Annotated in this window: 14 protein-coding genes; 9 read left to right on the top strand and 5 right to left on the bottom strand. The window is 60.1% G+C overall.

All coding sequences use genetic code 11. From position 1 onward, the window contains the following. Window positions 1-103: 103 nt before the first annotated feature. Complete coding sequence (locus tag HB680_RS28600; RefSeq protein WP_038358877.1) at window positions 104-355, top strand: YfhL family 4Fe-4S dicluster ferredoxin; 252 nt, start codon at window positions 104-106, stop codon at window positions 353-355. A 161-nt stretch (window positions 356-516) separates the two neighbouring features. Here the strand turns inward: HB680_RS28600 and HB680_RS28595 are convergent, their stop codons facing one another. Genes HB680_RS28595 through HB680_RS28585 form a run of 3 tightly spaced genes read right to left on the bottom strand, consistent with a single transcriptional unit; the run spans window position 517 to window position 2,548 of the window. Beyond that, window positions 517-840 carry a multidrug transporter gene (locus HB680_RS28595; RefSeq protein ID WP_213941679.1) on the bottom strand — a complete coding sequence of 108 codons (324 nt, stop codon included), beginning with the start codon at window positions 838-840 and terminating at the stop codon, window positions 517-519. A gap of 54 nt (window positions 841-894) precedes the next feature. Beyond that, entirely contained in the window at window positions 895-1,707 is an 813-nt protein-coding gene (gene mutM, locus HB680_RS28590; RefSeq protein WP_213941678.1) for a bifunctional DNA-formamidopyrimidine glycosylase/DNA-(apurinic or apyrimidinic site) lyase, read from the bottom strand. Between the two features lie 25 nt (window positions 1,708-1,732). Further along, a complete protein-coding gene (locus HB680_RS28585) occupies window positions 1,733-2,548 on the bottom strand; it encodes an HDOD domain-containing protein (RefSeq protein WP_213941754.1) in 816 nt (271 codons plus the stop codon). A gap of 229 nt (window positions 2,549-2,777) precedes the next feature. Between HB680_RS28585 and HB680_RS28580 the strand changes: the two genes are divergently transcribed. The 5 genes from HB680_RS28580 (at window position 2,778) to ilvD (ending at window position 9,738) form a co-directional block, all read left to right on the top strand. After that, on the top strand, window positions 2,778-3,974 hold the full coding sequence (locus HB680_RS28580) for a class I SAM-dependent rRNA methyltransferase (RefSeq protein ID WP_054044466.1): 1,197 nt from the start codon (window positions 2,778-2,780) through the stop codon (window positions 3,972-3,974). Window positions 3,975-4,401: 427 nt separating this feature from the next. Continuing rightward, the gene (locus HB680_RS28575; RefSeq protein WP_213941677.1) at window positions 4,402-5,478 is read left to right on the top strand and encodes a SagB family peptide dehydrogenase; all 1,077 of its coding nucleotides are present in this window, start codon (window positions 4,402-4,404) and stop codon (window positions 5,476-5,478) included. Continuing rightward, window positions 5,475-6,440 (top strand): diiron oxygenase, encoded by a 966-nt coding sequence (locus HB680_RS28570; RefSeq protein ID WP_213941676.1) that lies wholly within the window; start codon window positions 5,475-5,477, stop codon window positions 6,438-6,440. The genes HB680_RS28575 and HB680_RS28570 overlap by 4 nt, the downstream gene beginning before the upstream one ends. Continuing rightward, the gene (locus tag HB680_RS28565; protein ID WP_213941675.1) at window positions 6,433-7,638 is read left to right on the top strand and encodes an MFS transporter; all 1,206 of its coding nucleotides are present in this window, start codon (window positions 6,433-6,435) and stop codon (window positions 7,636-7,638) included. Before HB680_RS28570 ends, HB680_RS28565 begins: the two co-directional genes overlap by 8 nt. Before the next feature lie 258 nt (window positions 7,639-7,896). Further along, window positions 7,897-9,738, top strand: coding sequence for a dihydroxy-acid dehydratase (gene ilvD / locus HB680_RS28560; RefSeq protein ID WP_213941674.1), 1,842 nt, complete (start codon window positions 7,897-7,899; stop codon window positions 9,736-9,738). A gap of 174 nt (window positions 9,739-9,912) precedes the next feature. Here the strand turns inward: ilvD and HB680_RS28555 are convergent, their stop codons facing one another. Beyond that, entirely contained in the window at window positions 9,913-10,968 is a 1,056-nt protein-coding gene (locus HB680_RS28555; protein ID WP_213941673.1) for a haloacid dehalogenase-like hydrolase, read from the bottom strand. A 250-nt stretch (window positions 10,969-11,218) separates the two neighbouring features. Here HB680_RS28555 and HB680_RS28550 point away from each other — a divergent pair, with 250 nt between their 5' ends. Continuing rightward, window positions 11,219-12,610 carry an L-cystine transporter gene (locus HB680_RS28550; protein ID WP_213941672.1) on the top strand — a complete coding sequence of 464 codons (1,392 nt, stop codon included), beginning with the start codon at window positions 11,219-11,221 and terminating at the stop codon, window positions 12,608-12,610. Window positions 12,611-12,704: 94 nt separating this feature from the next. Here the strand turns inward: HB680_RS28550 and HB680_RS28545 are convergent, their stop codons facing one another. Beyond that, a complete protein-coding gene (locus HB680_RS28545) occupies window positions 12,705-13,217 on the bottom strand; it encodes a dihydrofolate reductase (RefSeq protein ID WP_213941671.1) in 513 nt (170 codons plus the stop codon). 85 nt (window positions 13,218-13,302) lie between these two features. Between HB680_RS28545 and HB680_RS28540 the strand changes: the two genes are divergently transcribed. Both HB680_RS28540 and HB680_RS28535 read left to right on the top strand, forming a co-directional pair. Continuing rightward, window positions 13,303-14,673 (top strand): DUF2868 domain-containing protein, encoded by a 1,371-nt coding sequence (locus HB680_RS28540; protein WP_213941670.1) that lies wholly within the window; start codon window positions 13,303-13,305, stop codon window positions 14,671-14,673. After that, a complete protein-coding gene (locus HB680_RS28535) occupies window positions 14,666-16,030 on the top strand; it encodes a GTPase/DUF3482 domain-containing protein (RefSeq protein WP_213941669.1) in 1,365 nt (454 codons plus the stop codon). Before HB680_RS28540 ends, HB680_RS28535 begins: the two co-directional genes overlap by 8 nt. Window positions 16,031-16,054: the final 24 nt, after the last annotated feature.

Below are 16,054 nucleotides of genomic sequence, written 5' to 3'. Positions count from 1 at the left end.
CCCCTGCACTTGATCGCGCCCGCGTGCACTGCGGGCGCCAATGCGGCACAATTGCGCGCATTGGTTTATTGCGCCCGGGCCTGCCGCCCTGGCTGGAGTTAGCATGTCCCTGATCATCACCGACGATTGCATCAACTGCGACGTCTGCGAACCCGAGTGCCCGAACGCCGCCATTTCCCAAGGCGAAGAGATCTACGTGATCGACCCGAACCTGTGCACCCAGTGTGTCGGTCACTACGACGAACCGCAGTGCCAGCAAGTCTGCCCGGTGGATTGCATTCCGCTGGACGAAGCTCATCCAGAGACTGAAGAACAGTTGATGGAGAAGTATCGGATCATTACCGGTAAGGCTTGAGCCTGATGGTTTTGCGGTGTGTTTGCGGGCCTCTTCGCGAGCAAGCCCGCTCCCACATGGGATCTGCAGTGTTTACAAGTTCTGATTAACAACACAGAACCCATGTGGGAGCGGGCTTGCTCGCGAAGGCGTCATCCGCCACACCAAAAATGTAACGGCCTTCATTCCCGCTGCTCAAACCCCTCCCCGATACACCCCAGGCATCGCACAAACGCGGCTTTCGCCGGGTCGACCACCAATGCCTGCCCCGCGTCGCCCACGCCGCCACCCAGCGCGGTAAACGGCAGCGACACCACAAACACCCCGGCACCAATCACCGTCGCCGCCACCAGCAAAGGTCGGGCAATCAGCAAGTCGCCGATCATGGCGTAGGCCGGTGGGTTCTGGATGGTGTAACGCGGGTCGCCGCTGCCGTTTTCAGCCGCCATCGCCGGCACACCGACGCTCAGCAACAAGACAACGACAAAGGTTCGAAACGAATTCATGGCACGGTCCTTCGGCTAGGCAGTGAGAACACTGACTATAGACCGTCGGGCGTATCAGCTCTGGCAGCGCGGGCAAAAGACGCTGGCGCGCTGGCCCAGCGTCACGCTACGCAACTCCGTGCCGCAGACTTTGCACGGCTCGCTGCCACGGCCGTAGACGAACAGTTCCTGCTGGAAGTAGCCCGGCTGGCCGTCACCGCCGATAAAGTCGCGCAACGTCGTACCGCCACGCTCGATGGCATGGGCGAGGATGCGTTTGATCTCGATCGCCAGTTTCAGGTAGCGCGCCCGGGAAATGCTCTTGGCTTCGCGACGCGGGTCGATGCCGGCGGCGAACAGCGCTTCTGTCGCATAGATATTGCCGACCCCCACCACCACCGCGTTGTCCATGATGAACGGCTTGACTGCCATCGAGCGATTGCGCGATTGCTGGAACAGACGCTCGCCGTCGAACAGGTCGGTCAACGGCTCCGGCCCCAGGCGAATCAGCAACTCATGATTGAGCGGGTCGAGACTCCAGAGCATCGCGCCAAACCGACGCGGGTCGGTGTAACGCAGGGCCAGGCCGGATTCGAGTTCGATATCCACATGTTCATGCTTGGCCGCCGGCGTGCCGACTTCCACCAGACGCAAATTGCCCGACATGCCCAAATGGCTGATCAACGTACCGACCTCGGCATTGATCAACAGGTACTTGGCGCGGCGCTCCACCAGCACAATGCGCTGGCCGGACAGGCGCACGTCCAGGTCCTCGGGAATCGGCCAGCGCAGACGCCGGTCACGCACGATGACCCGGCTGACCCGCTGGCCTTCCAGGTGCGGGGCGATGCCCCGGCGGGTGGTTTCGACTTCTGGCAGTTCAGGCATGCTGTTCTCAGGAAATACCGGACACTCAGTGATGAGCGCCGAGGTCGCGAATCGTTTGTTTGAGGGTCTCGAAATCGTAATCCGAGAGGCCGACATAATCGAGCACCAACGGCCCGATGCTGTTCCACTCGTGGTCCTCGGTCTGGTTGCCCAGCACGCGATAGGACGCGCAAATGTGTTCGGCCATTTTCAGGATCGACAGCAGGTTTTTCAGCTGACTGTTGCGCGAAGACTCGTCACTGAAGATCGCCAGGGCATTGTGGTGATTGGCGATGGCGGCGCTGATGTGTTCCGGCAAACGCCAGGACTTGGCCGTGTAGTAACCGACCACCGCATGGTTGGTGTTGTACACCCGGTTCTCGGTGTCCACGACCCGGCATTCGGCACTCGCGCTGGCGTAGGCCTCTTCCAGGGTTTTCATGTAATCGGGGAAACGCTTGAGCATCAGCGGCACGCCGCAGTCGTGGAACAGGCCCAGCGCATAAGCCTCGTCCCCGGCCTGGGAGCCGATGCGCTTGGCCAGGGTCAGGCAGGTCATCGCCACATCCTGGGCCGTGTCCCAGAACCGGTTCAAGGTGACGATAGTGTCGTCGTTCATCTCGCCCTTGATCGACTGCGCGTTGATCAGGTTGATGATCGAACGGCTGCCCAGCAGATTCACCGCACGCTGGATCGAGGCGATCTTGTTACTCAAGCCGTAATACGGCGAGTTGACGATTTTCAGCAGTGCCCCGGAGAGGCCTGGGTCCTGGGCGATCAGTTTCGCGATCACTTCCAGGTCCGGGTCAGGCATGTACTGCTCCATCTGCAGATCCACCATGATCTGCGGCTGGGCCGGCACGCTGATGCCTTGCAGGGACTGTTGAATCTGTTCGGAACTCAGCTCTTGGGACATAAGTACACACTCTGGGACAGGCGCCGATTCTAACCCTTATAAAGTTGGATCCGACACACTGGCCGGCAGATCGGTGAAAATTTCATCTGATAGCCCGCATCGCCACAGGTCTATCTGCCGAGCCGGGGCCTTGCGCAACACGCTATACTCCCGCTCTTTTTTCCGGAGCGACGTCATGTCCCTGCCTAGCCTGCGCCTCAAAGCCAACGCCGACCGACGCCTGCGAAACGGCCACTTGTGGGTCTATAGCAACGAAATCGATGTAGCGGCGACCCCTTTGCACGGTTTCCAGGCCGGTGACCAGGCGATCCTCGAAGCCGCCAGCGGCAAACCGCTGGGCATCGTAGCCATGAGCCCGAACAACCTGATCTGCGCGCGTTTGCTGTCGCGCGACATCAAGTTGCCACTGGACAAGTCGCTGCTGGTGCATCGCCTGAACGTCGCCCTGTCCCTGCGCGATCGCCTGTTCGACAAGCCGTTCTATCGCCTGGTCTACGGTGATTCCGACTTGCTGCCGGGCCTGGTGGTCGACCGTTTCGGCGACATCCTGGTGGTGCAGATCGCTTCGGCAACCATGGAAGCCCATAAAGAAGACGTGATCGCGGCGCTGACCCAAGTGCTCAAGCCAAGCGGCATTCTGTTCAAGAACGACTCCGCCGCCCGTGACGCCGAAGGCCTCAACCGCTACGTCGAAACCGTGTTCGGCCTGGTGCCGGAGTGGGTTGCGCTGGAAGAAAACGGCGTGAAATTCGAAGCGCCGGTCATCCAGGGCCAGAAAACCGGCTGGTTCTACGACCACCGCATGAACCGCGCACGTCTGGCCCCTTACGCCAAAGGCAAACGCGTGCTCGACCTGTACAGCTACATCGGCGGTTGGGGCGTGCAAGCGGCCGCGTTCGGCGCCAGCGAAGTGTTCTGCGTTGACGCTTCGGCCTTCGCCCTCGACGGTGTCGAGCGCAACGCCGCGCTGAACGGCGTCGCCGAGAAAATGACCTGCATCGAAGGCGACGTGTTCGAAGCCCTGAAAGAGCTGAAAGCCAGCGAAGAGCGTTTCGACGTAATCGTGGCCGACCCGCCGGCCTTCATCAAACGTAAAAAAGACATGAAAAACGGTGAAGGTGCCTACCGTCGCCTGAACGAGCAAGCCATGCGCCTGCTCAGCAAGGACGGCATCCTGGTCAGCGCGTCGTGCTCGATGCACCTGCCGGAAGATGACCTGCAGAACATCCTGCTGACCAGCGCCCGTCACCTGGATCGCAACATTCAAATGCTGGAACGTGGCGGTCAGGGTCCGGATCACCCGGTGCACCCGGCCATCGCCGAAACCCGCTACATCAAGAGCATCACCTGCCGCCTGCTGCCAAACAGCTGATGACGCGGGTTTGACGGGGAGCCAACAGGCTCCCCGCTTGCTTTATCCCCCCTCTGAATTTTTCTATTTCTTACACTTGCCGTCCTACTGACGTGCAGGAAGTTTCCCTGCATCTTTTACTCTAAAGAATAAGGCCTACAAGTTAGCCTGGACCTGAAGATCGCTCCCACAAAATTACTGGAACATTCCTACCGAATTCCCCCTTGATAAGAACTCATTACAAACTATGATTGAGTTGTCACCAAGAAGTGACACTCACTATCACTTACAAGGAGTTCAAAACATGAAAGCAGTTATTCTGGAAACCAACAAAATCGCTAACCTGGCTTTTCTGGTTGCGCCAAAAGCCCGCTAAGTAATTGAGACGCTGGGGAGTGCCGGCTTACCCAGCGTTTTCTATGGCACAGCCCAGAGCGAACCGCCCTTCATGCAGATAAACCCTCATCTCTTCATACTGCCCCGCACGCCTGGCCAAATCGTCTGGGATTACCGAAACCACAAGCAGTTCGAACTTAATCTTGAGTACTCCACCCGACTTGCACAACTTACCGACAATCCAGAAGCGTTCGACAACAACAATATAATTGACATCCAATTACTGGAAACAGGAATACTGACAACTTCAACACAAAGCACTTCCGAATGGGGCTGGGACGAACTATCAAAGATATTTCATATCGGCACCAAGAATATACCGTGCGCATATACCCCACAGAATATCCATGAATGGTCGAGACATTATCTGGACCATTGCAATGACGTATTGACCTCCAACGCACCAGCCTCCGGCCTCGCGCAGCGTGCTGCCAGCGAGCTGATCAACCTGCCTGCGCCCTCCGGCTTGCCGGCCGACAGCCTCGTTGATGCACTGGTTCTGCGTAAAACCTGCCGGTCTTTCACCGGCAAAGCGGCGTCCCTTGGGGATATCAGCACGTTGCTTTATCTGTCCCTCGGCTACCTCAAAGAGCGCGAAGGCGACGTGGACGAGACGGTCGCCGAAGGCTTGAGCGCCCGCCGCAGCAGCCCTTCGGGTGGAGGATTGAACGCCTGCGAAGGTTTTCTTCACGTGCAAAACGTCGATGGCCTGGCGCCCGGGCTCTACGCCTATCATCCGACCGATCACGCATTAAGCTTCGTCAACACACTGCCGGCCGCGCCGCTGGGTCAATTGCTGTGCGGACAACATTTCATCAACAACCTGCCCGTGGGCCTGTTCATTACCGCGCGCTTCGACAAGTTGTGGTGGAAATACCAACACTCCCGCGCTTATCGGATGGCCTATGTCGAGGCGGGTCATATTTCCCAGACCTTCCAACTGGTGGCCACCGCATTGGGCCTCGGCACCTGGCTGACGGGGGCGCTGACGGACGATCAGGTCGAAACGCTGCTGGGGCTTGAGGAGAGCGCGGAACAACCGTTGTTTTTTGTCGGCTGCGGTCAGAGCGACGGGCAGGTAATGTGCAAGGAATTGAAAGCTCTGCTGAACGAGGGGCGCCCACAATGACCGGAACCTCCGCTCTCCCGGATTTCTGGGCCCGGCGTTTCACCTTGGGTGACTGGAATACCCGAGCCTCGGTGCGTGCCAGTGAACATACCTACCTGTTGCCGCCGGATCTGGAGCAGCAACTGGAAACACGACACTGGTTCCCGCCAGCCTTTCTGCCCTATCTGAGTCACCCAAGCATCAAGGCAGCAGGCCCATCGGTCATCCATCGCTTGTCGGCCAACCACCTGGTGTATTTCCTCGACTACACCACCCTGCTGGAACACCGAATCGTCAACCGTTCGGTGGAAACCATCGTCCACGATGAACTGGGCATCAGCATCCCGCAGCGGATGAAAACGGCCGCTTTGCAGCTCTACACCGATGAAGGTTTTCATGCACTGTTCTCCAATAGTCTCGCCGAGCAGATTGCGGGGCATTACGGCATCACCCAGCGTCCAGTGATGCCCCAACGGATAACCCGGTTGAACACCCTGCTCGAGCAAACCCCGCTCCGGCACAAGACGCTGGCGTTGTTCCTCGTTGGCTTCGTATCCGAAACCATCATCGCCCGAGAACTGCTCGATGTTTGCCGCGACACACTGGTGTCCAGCGTCCAGGAAATGCTCAGGGACCATCTCACGGACGAGGCGCGTCACAGTCGCTATTTCTCAGAGGTATTCCATTATCTGTGGCTGACCCTGAACAGCAGTCAACGCACGTTCGCCGCCAAATGGCTGGTGGAAATCATTCTGGTGTTCTTTGAAGTCGATGAACGATGGCTTAAGGAAAGCCTGCACAGTGCGGGGCTGAATGGCACCTGTATTGCAGAGATTCTCGGCGGCCTGACTGGCGCGCAAGCCGCCGTGTTGCGGGCCCGCTCAGGGGCGGGTGCTACGCTCCAGGCCCTACACAACGCCGGGTTCTTCGACCTGCGCAGCAACCAGCAACTTTTCTCACAGGCAGGACTTGTCGATGGATGAAGGAAAACCGGCTGTCGTTCTCAAAAAACGCCGTGCCGCGGTCATCCTGTTGATGACCATGGTATTGCTCGGAGTCTTTCCGCTGGACGTCCTGCTGCCCTCATTTCCGGCACTGGCCGAACACTTTCGAACCACCCCGGCCGACATTGCGTTTTCCATCAGCCTGTTTGCCGTCGGCATCTCCCTGTCGCAACTATTGATCGGGCCGTTGTCGGACGCCATCGGGCGCAAGGGGCTGCTGTTGGCAGGCATGGCGGTGTCGATCATCGGCGCGGTGGGTTGCCTGTGGTCCACCGAGTATTCCTGGTTCCTGTTGTTCCGGGTGGTCCAGGCCATCGGGTGCGGCTGTTTTGTGCTCACTCAGGCCCTGGTTCAAGATTTGTTCGAAGGCAAGGAGCGGGACCGCCTGAGGATTCTCATGGTGACCGCCAGCGGAATCTTCATTTCCATTTCGCCCCTGGCCGGGACCCTGTTGCAGCAAGCCCTGGACTGGCCCGGCAGCTTTGTGGCCTTCATCGCCCTGGCCGGTGCCGTGTTTCTGAAAGCCTGTTTCTTCCTTGAAAACCAGCGCCCGGCCAAGCTCATGCGCCAAGGCATCGTCCAGTCATATCGCGTGGTCTACCGCGATGCCGGGTTTCTGGGCTACTGGTTGATTGCCGCGATTGCCTTCGCCTGTCACTTTTCCTTTATTGTCATTTCGCCGCTGATCTTCATGGATCAGTTGCAGCTTTCGCCCTACGCGTTCTCGCTAACGTTGTTGCTCTACGGTTTGGCGTATATCTTCGGCGGCATCGTCGCCCGGCTCATCGGCGGTCGAATCGCCCCCAACACACAGATCATCGTGGGTCTGGGCCTGATCTTTTTTTCAGGCCTGATAATGCTGATGCTTTCGACCTTGCTGGGGCTGTCGACCCTGACGGTGTTGATTCCAATGATTATCTGCACCGCCGGCACCACCATTGCCCGCCCTGTCGCCACCTCCAAAGCCATGGAGATCTTTCCGGACAAGGCCGGCACATCAGCCGCGGCGGGCAACACCCTGGTGTTCATCTTCGGCGGGTTGATCAGTGCCCTGATCAACCTGAGCAGCACCGATTTGCAGACGACCCTGGCCCTCAGTTTTCTACTCTTGAGCGCCGCCGGTATCAGCCTCAATGCGCTGATTACCCGGCGTCACCGGCTGCTGACTGTCGGATGAAAGCTGCCGGTCGTCATCCCACACACTGCGTCAGCGCTGGATCAACACTTTCCGGCATTCCCTCCTGACGCCAGCGGTGTAGAATCGCGAGATTCATCGCCATTCATCCCCCGGCGGGTTTATGAGCTCAGGCTGAGGCAAGCGGCGATCCCGCAAAGTCATCGGCAACTTCCGGACACACGGCCATTTCTGAGTGTTCCAGACGTCAATAGAAGCTCACTCCCCATTTGTTACCTGATTAGCCGCCCGGAGTGCTCCATGCCTGATTACCGCTCGAAAACATCCACCCACGGCCGCAACATGGCCGGTGCCCGCGCATTGTGGCGCGCGACGGGGATGAAAGATGACGACTTCAAGAAGCCGATCATCGCCATTGCCAACTCGTTCACCCAGTTTGTACCGGGCCACGTCCATCTCAAGGACCTGGGCCAACTGGTCGCCCGGGAAATCGAACGGGCCGGTGGCGTAGCGAAAGAATTCAACACCATCGCCGTGGATGACGGCATCGCCATGGGCCACGACGGCATGCTGTATTCGCTGCCGAGCCGCGAGATCATCGCCGACTCCGTCGAATACATGGTCAACGCCCACTGCGCCGACGCCATCGTCTGCATCTCCAACTGCGACAAGATCACCCCTGGCATGCTGATGGCCGCTTTGCGCCTGAACATCCCGGTGATCTTCGTTTCCGGCGGCCCGATGGAAGCCGGCAAGACCAAACTCGCCAGCCACGGTCTCGATCTTGTCGATGCCATGGTGATCGCCGCCGACTCCAGCGCTTCTGACGAGAAAGTCGCTGAGTACGAGCGCAGCGCCTGCCCGACGTGCGGTTCGTGCTCCGGCATGTTCACCGCCAACTCGATGAACTGCCTGGTCGAAGCCCTGGGCCTGGCATTGCCGGGCAACGGCTCGACCCTCGCGACCCACAGCGATCGCGAGCAACTGTTCCTGCAGGCCGGCCGCACCATCGTCGACCTGTGCAAGCGTTACTACGGCGAAAACGATGAGTCGGTATTGCCGCGCAACATCGCCAACTTCAAGGCGTTCGAAAACGCGATGACCCTGGACATCGCCATGGGCGGTTCCACCAACACCATCCTGCACTTGCTGGCCGCGGCCCAGGAAGCCGAGATCGACTTCGACCTGAAGGACATCGACCGCCTCTCCCGCCACGTACCGCAACTGTGCAAAGTCGCGCCGAACATTCAGAAGTACCACATGGAAGACGTGCACCGTGCCGGCGGGATCTTCAGCATCCTCGGTTCGCTGGCTCGTGGCGGTCTGCTGCACACCGAGTTGCCGACCGTGCACAGCAAGAGCATGGCCGAAGGCATCGCCAAGTGGGACATCACCCAGACCACCGACGAAGCCGTGCATCACTTCTTCAAGGCCGGTCCGGCGGGCATCCCGACGCAAACCGCGTTCAGCCAGTCGACCCGCTGGGAAACCCTGGACGACGACCGTGAAAACGGCTGCATCCGCAGTGTCGAGCACGCCTACTCGCAAGAAGGTGGCCTGGCCGTTCTGTACGGCAACATCGCGCTCGACGGTTGCGTGGTGAAAACCGCCGGTGTCGATGAGTCGATCCACGTGTTCGAAGGCAACGCGAAGATCTTCGAAAGCCAGGACAGCGCCGTACGCGGCATCCTCGCGGACGAAGTGAAGGCCGGCGACATCGTGATCATCCGTTACGAAGGCCCGAAAGGCGGCCCGGGCATGCAGGAAATGCTGTACCCGACGTCCTACCTGAAATCCAAAGGCCTGGGCAAAGCCTGCGCCCTGCTCACCGACGGCCGTTTCTCCGGCGGCACCTCGGGCCTGTCCATCGGTCATGCTTCGCCGGAAGCTGCTGCTGGCGGCGCGATTGGCCTGGTGCAGGATGGCGACAAGGTACTGATCGACATTCCGAACCGCTCGATCAACCTGTTGGTCAGCGATGAAGAACTGGCAGCACGCCGGGTCGAGCAGGATCAGAAAGGCTGGAAACCGGTTGAAAAACGTCCACGTAAAGTGACCACCGCGCTGAAAGCCTACGCCCTGCTGGCCACCAGTGCCGACAAGGGTGCTGTGCGCAACAAAGCGATGCTCGACGGGCTGTAAGGCTTAATCGTCACCATAAAAATGCCCCGCGAAGTGCGGGGCATTTTGTTTTCGCAGATCCCCTGTAGGAGCTGCCGAAGGCTGCGATCTTTTGATTTTCAGCCGTCGCGCCAAAGAAAGATCAAAAGATCGCAGCCTTCGGCAGCTCCTACATTTGATTCCGCGACTCTGGGATTACTGAATTTCTTCCGGTTTCACAATCACCCAGTTTTTATCCGCCGTCACCGGCAAGCCTTCTTTGGCCTGGGCCGCGGCGTGCTTGGCCATCATGCCGTTAATCTGAGTCATGTATTTGTCTTTGCGGTTGACCCACAAGTGAATGCCGCCCTTGGCCACGTCAACACTGTGGAACAGCATGTAGCCGTCGCTGCTCGGGGTGTCACCGCCCACCAGTACCGGTTTTTTCCATTCATCGATGTAGGTCAGGATCGCCGCTTGTTTACCGGCCATCCAGGTGGCGGGTGTCCACAGGTATGGGGTCAGTTCGAGGTCGAGGTTGGCCTTCTCGTCATACTTGCCGGCGGTGATCTGCTTGCGTGCCGTGGTCAGTTCGCCAGTCTTGCGGTCCTTGAGCAGCGTGGTCACGCCGATCACGTTCTGCGGTTTGACGTTGTAACCGTACTTGGGGTCGGCCGCGACCATGCGCACCAGTTCTTCGGAGGCAGCGGTCATCACGTAGACCTCAATGCCGTTCTCCATCAATTTGTTGTACAGCTCAGCCTGGCCGGTGAAGACTTTCGGCGGCTGGACGTCGATGGTCTTGACCACATCACCGTCGTAATACGTGCTTGGCACCGGTTTGCCGGACGCCATCAGCTCGTCGACGTAGCCCTTGAGTTCTTTAAGCGTGAAGCCGGAGAACACCTGGGCGACCCATGGGTAGCACACCATGTCGTCGATTTCGCAGAGGCGATAGTAGTAGCTGAACAGACTTTCCTTGTGGTCGGCGGTGTCCTTGAACGGAATCAGTTTCAGCGAGGGGTCGAGCGTCTCGCGAGTGATCAGGCCCTTGTTTTCCATGAACGGCAGCAAAGACTCTTCGAGGTCGTAGCGGTAACTGGTGTTGTCCATGTCGAACACCGCGAAGTTACCCTTGTTGGCATTGGCCGCAATCATCGCGTCCAGCGCCTTGGCCTGATCGGCTGGCCAATGCTTCAAATCCGTGGCAAATACCTGGCCGACGAGGCCGAGGCAGAGCGCAGCAGCCAGCATTTTCGGTGCGAACTTCATCTGCATGCTTCCTTATAGAGGGACCTGATTCAAAGAGATCGACGCTATCAAAAAACTGTGACAATTCTCGCCCGCCCGCGACCGCTTGCGTCCTGATTCCGTCAGGCGCATTCCCCACAGCGGCACCGGCTTATTCCAAAAACGACAGTTCACCGCTTTTTTCGGTATTAATTCATTAGATATCAAGCTGTTAGGCTTGCCGGTTCGCAGTCACACACGAAGGTGGCTGGCACAAGTCTATGGAGTCTTTATGAATCTGCCGCTGATTCTCAATCTGCTGGTGTTCCTCGCGCTGCTCGTTGGCCTGGCGCAAACCCGTCACACCACTTGGAGTCTAGCCAAGAAGGTTCTGCTCGCCTTGGTGTTGGGCGTGATCTTCGGTGTGGCGTTACATACTATTTATGGCGCGGGCAACCCGGTGCTGAAAGCCTCGATCGGCTGGTTCGATCTGGTCGGCAACGGTTACGTGCAGTTGCTGCAAATGATCGTGATCCCGTTGGTGTTCGCCTCGATCCTCAGCGCCGTGGCCCGTCTGCACAACGCTTCGTCGTTGGGCAAAATCAGTTTCCTGACCATCGGCACGCTGCTGTTCACCACCGCCATCGCGGCGCTGATCGGTATCGGCCTGACCAACCTGTTCGGCCTGACCGCCGAAGGTCTGGTTGCCGGCACTCAGGAAATGGCCCGGCTGCAAACCATCCAGACCGACTACGCGGGCAAGGTCGCGGACCTGAATGTGCCGCAGTTGCTGCTGTCGTTCATCCCGCAGAACCCGTTCGCCGACCTGGCCCGGGCCAAGCCGACCTCGATCATCAGCGTGGTGATCTTCGCCGCGTTCCTCGGGGTCGCCGCGCTGCAACTGCTGAAAGATGACGTCGAAAAAGGTCAGAAAGTGATCAACGCCATCGACACCCTGCAAGCCTGGGTGATGCGTCTGGTGCGTCTGGTGATGAAACTGACCCCGTACGGCGTGCTGGCGCTGATGACCAAAGTAGTCGCCGGCTCCAACCTGCAAGACATCATCAAACTCGGCAGTTTCGTGGTGGTGTCCTACATCGGCCTGGGCCTGATGTTTGTGATCCACGGTGTGCTGGTGTCGGCGGCCGGGATCAACCCGCTGCGTTTCTTCCGCAAGATCTGGCCGGTGCTGACGTTTGCCTTCACCAGCCGCTCCAGCGCCGCAACCATTCCGCTGAGCATCGAAGCGCAGACCAGCCGTTTGGGCATCCCGCAATCCATCGCCAGTTTCGCCGCTTCGTTCGGCGCGACCATTGGCCAGAACGGCTGTGCCGGTCTGTACCCGGCGATGTTGGCGGTTATGGTCGCGCCGACCGTGGGCATCAACCCGCTGGATCCGCTGTGGATCGCGACGCTGGTGGCGATTGTGACCCTGAGTTCGGCCGGTGTAGCGGGCGTGGGTGGCGGCGCGACGTTTGCCGCGTTGATCGTGCTGCCGGCCATGGGCTTGCCGGTGTCACTGGTGGCGTTGCTGATTTCGGTCGAGCCGCTGATTGATATGGGGCGCACGGCGTTGAACGTCAGTGGGTCGATCACGGCGGGGGCGATTACCAGCCAGATCATGCAGCAGACGGATAAAGAATTGTTGGATGCGGATGAGCATGCGGAGTTGGCTCAGGCTTAAGATTTTCAGCGACTGAGCGGGCCCCTTCGCGAGCAAGCCCGCTCCCACATGGAGTACGCGTTCCAATGTGGGAGCGGGCTTGCTCGCGAAGCTTTCAGGCCTTTTCCCAAACCTCAAAGTTGTACGCCGGCTTGTCATCTACCGCCGGATTCTCGATGTTGGAAACCAGCTTCCACTGGTTCAAATCAAACTCCGGAAACCACGCATCTCCCTCCGGGCTCAGCGCCACGCGCGTCAGGTACAGCCGATCGGCCTGTGCCAGCCCTTGGGCATACAACTGCGCCCCGCCAATCAGCATCAACTCATCGACGCCCTGCGCTTTCGCCCATTCTTCAGCGCGAACGACCGCAGCCTCCAGCGACGGATAAACCTCTGCGCCTTCCAGCACCAGATCCGCCTGACGGCTGACCACGATGTTCAGCCGGCCCGGCAGCGGACGACCGAGGGAATCCCAGGTCTTGCGACCCATGATGATCGGCTTGCCCAGGGTGGTGGCCTTGAAGTATTTGAAGTCCCCCGGCAGGTGCCAGGGCATGCTGTTGTCGACGCCGATCACACGGTTTTCACCGAGGGCTGCGATCAGGCTGAGGGGGAGTGATTTAGTCATGCCGGCGAGGATACCAGAGCCTCCCTTTCCCCGATAAGCGCCACAGCGGTTATGCTCACCGTTCATTTGAGCGACGGGATGCCGCGTGACTGAACTGAATAACCTCTGGCTGACGGAAACCATTCGCCTGCGCGAAGAACACGCCGGCCCTCTGGACGATCTGGAAGCCAACCGACTGGCCCGCAGCGCCGGCGGCGATCTGCCGAGCCGCATTCAACGCCGCGCCTTGTGGCTGGCTGAACGTGATGGACTGACCAGCGCTCTCAAACACTGGCTGCAAGGTGCACGCCTGGCGTTGTTGGTGCTCGCGGTACTGGCCGTGGTCAGCGGCGCTGGCCTGGCGTTTGCCGCACTGGGCGACGGGCAAGTCCCGGTGAATGTGTTCTGGGCCTTGGGCAGTTTGCTCGGGCTGAACCTGATTCTTCTGCTGAGCTGGGCCCTGGGCCTGGTGTTCGCCGGTGAACACGGCGCCACGCTGGGACGACTGTGGCTGTGGCTCAGCGAAAAACTCGCCCGGGATGCCAAAGCCGCGCAACTGGCGCCGGCCCTGCTGCTGTTGCTGCAACGACACAAACTCAATCGCTGGGCCGTCGGTGTGCTGGTCAACAGTTTGTGGTTATTGGCGATGCTCAGTGCGTTGACGATTCTGCTGACGCTGATGGCGACCCGCCGCTACGGGTTCGTCTGGGAAACCACCCTGCTCAGCGCCGACACTTTCGTGGCGATGACCCAAGCCCTCGGCGCTCTGCCTTCCATGCTCGGCTTTAACGTGCCGACCGTTGAGATGATTCGCGCCAGCGGCGACTCCGCGCTCAATATCGAAAGCGCCCGACAGGCCTGGGCGACATGGCTGGTCGGTGTGCTGGTGGTTTACGGTGTGCTGCCGCGTCTGCTGCTCGCGCTGTTTTGCCTGTGGCGCTGGAAAACCGGTCAGGCGGGATTACGCCTGGACCTGAACCTGCCCGGCTATGCGCAATTGCGCGAACGATTGATGCCCACCAGCGAACGCCTGGGCATCAGCGATGCCGCCCCGGATCAGCTTCACCGCGTCGAAAGCGGCGTCAGCCAATTACACAGCGAGGGCGCGCTGTTGGTGGCCATCGAACTGGACGATCAACGACCATGGCCGCCGCCACTGCCAAAATCCGTGAGCGACGCCGGCATCCTCGACAGTCGCGAGTCCCGGCACAAGCTCCTCGAACAACTGAGCCGCTTTCCCCCGGCACGCCTGGCGATTGCCTGCGATCCACGCCGTTCGCCGGATCGCGGCAGTCTGGCATTGATCGCCGAACTGGCGCGCAACGCCACGGCCACCCGCGTCTGGCTGCTGCAAGCGCCGGCCGGCGAAGCGCTGGATGCCGCGCGTCTGGGCGACTGGCACGTGGCGTTGCAACAACTGGAACTGCCCTTCGCCGATTGCGCGCCCATGAATTGGCTGGAGACCGGTCATGATTAAGCCGTTGAAGCTCGCCGTCGTCGGCCACACCAACGTCGGCAAGACCTCGTTGCTGCGCACCCTGACACGGGACGTCGGTTTCGGTGAAGTGTCCCATCGGCCCAGCACCACCCGGCATGTCGAAGGCGCGCGGTTATCGGTGGACGGCGAGCCGCTGCTCGATCTCTACGACACGCCGGGCCTGGAAGACGCCATCGCCCTGCTCGATTACCTCGAACGCCTGGAACGTCCGGGCGAACGCCTCGATGGTCCGGCGCGACTGGCGCGATTCCTTGAAGGCAGCGAAGCCCGGCAACGCTTCGAACAGGAAGCCAAGGTCCTGCGCCAACTGCTGGCCTCGGACGCCGGCCTCTATGTGATCGACGCTCGGGAACCGGTGTTGGCCAAGTACCGTGACGAACTGGAAGTGCTGGCCAGTTGCGGCAAACCGTTGCTGCCAGTGCTGAATTTCGTCAGCAGTGCCCAGCATCGCGAACCGGATTGGCGTGAAGCGTTGGCGCGTCTCGGGTTGCATGCGCTGGTGCGTTTCGACAGCGTCGCCCCGCCAGAGGATGGTGAACGTCGACTGTATGAAAGCCTCGCGTTGCTACTGGAAAACGCCCGTCCGCAATTGGAGCGTTTGATCGTCGATCAACAGGCCCAACGCCTGGCTCGCCAGCAGAGTGCAGCGCGATTGATTGCCGAATTGTTGATCGACTGCGCCGCGTGCCGCCGCAGTGTCAGCAGCGAGGCGGAACAGGAACAACAAGCGATCAGCGAATTGCGCAAAGCCGTGCGCCAACGGGAACAGCGTTGCGTCGAAGCGCTGCTCAAGCTCTATGGCTTCCGCCCACAGGACGCGGCGGCCAGCGACTTGCCGCTGCTCGATGGTCGTTGGGGTGATGACTTGTTCAACCCGGAAACCCTCAAGCAACTCGGGGTTCGGGTCGGCGGTGGTATCGCAGCGGGCGCGGCGGCCGGTGCCGGCGTGGACCTGCTGGTCGGCGGCCTGACCCTCGGCGTAGCGGCACTCGCCGGAGCCATCGCCGGTGGTGCCCTGCAAACCGCGCGCAGTTATGGCAGTCGCTTGCTGGGCAAGATCAAAGGCCAGCGCGAACTGACCGTCGATGACAGCGTGCTGCGGCTATTAGCTCTGCGCCAGCGGCAGTTGGTGCAAGCCCTGAACCAGCGCGGGCATGCGGCGATGGACAGCATCCAAGTAGCCACGCCGCAGGACAAGACCTGGCGCGAAGGCAAGCTGCCCGAAGCGCTGAACAAGGCGCGGGCGCATCCGCAGTGGTCGTCGCTTAATCCGCAGGCGAAGTTGAGCCAGGCGGAAAGGCAGGAGCAGGTTGAGGGGTTGGCGCAGCAGCTCTGAATTTGCGTAGGCAGGACGGGCCTC

The organism is Pseudomonas sp. dw_612, assembly GCF_018449725.1.
GTDB lineage: Bacteria > Pseudomonadota > Gammaproteobacteria > Pseudomonadales > Pseudomonadaceae > Aquipseudomonas.
The sequence above is the reverse complement of the archived record's forward strand: the minus strand, read 5'-3'. Positions and strand labels throughout refer to the sequence as shown.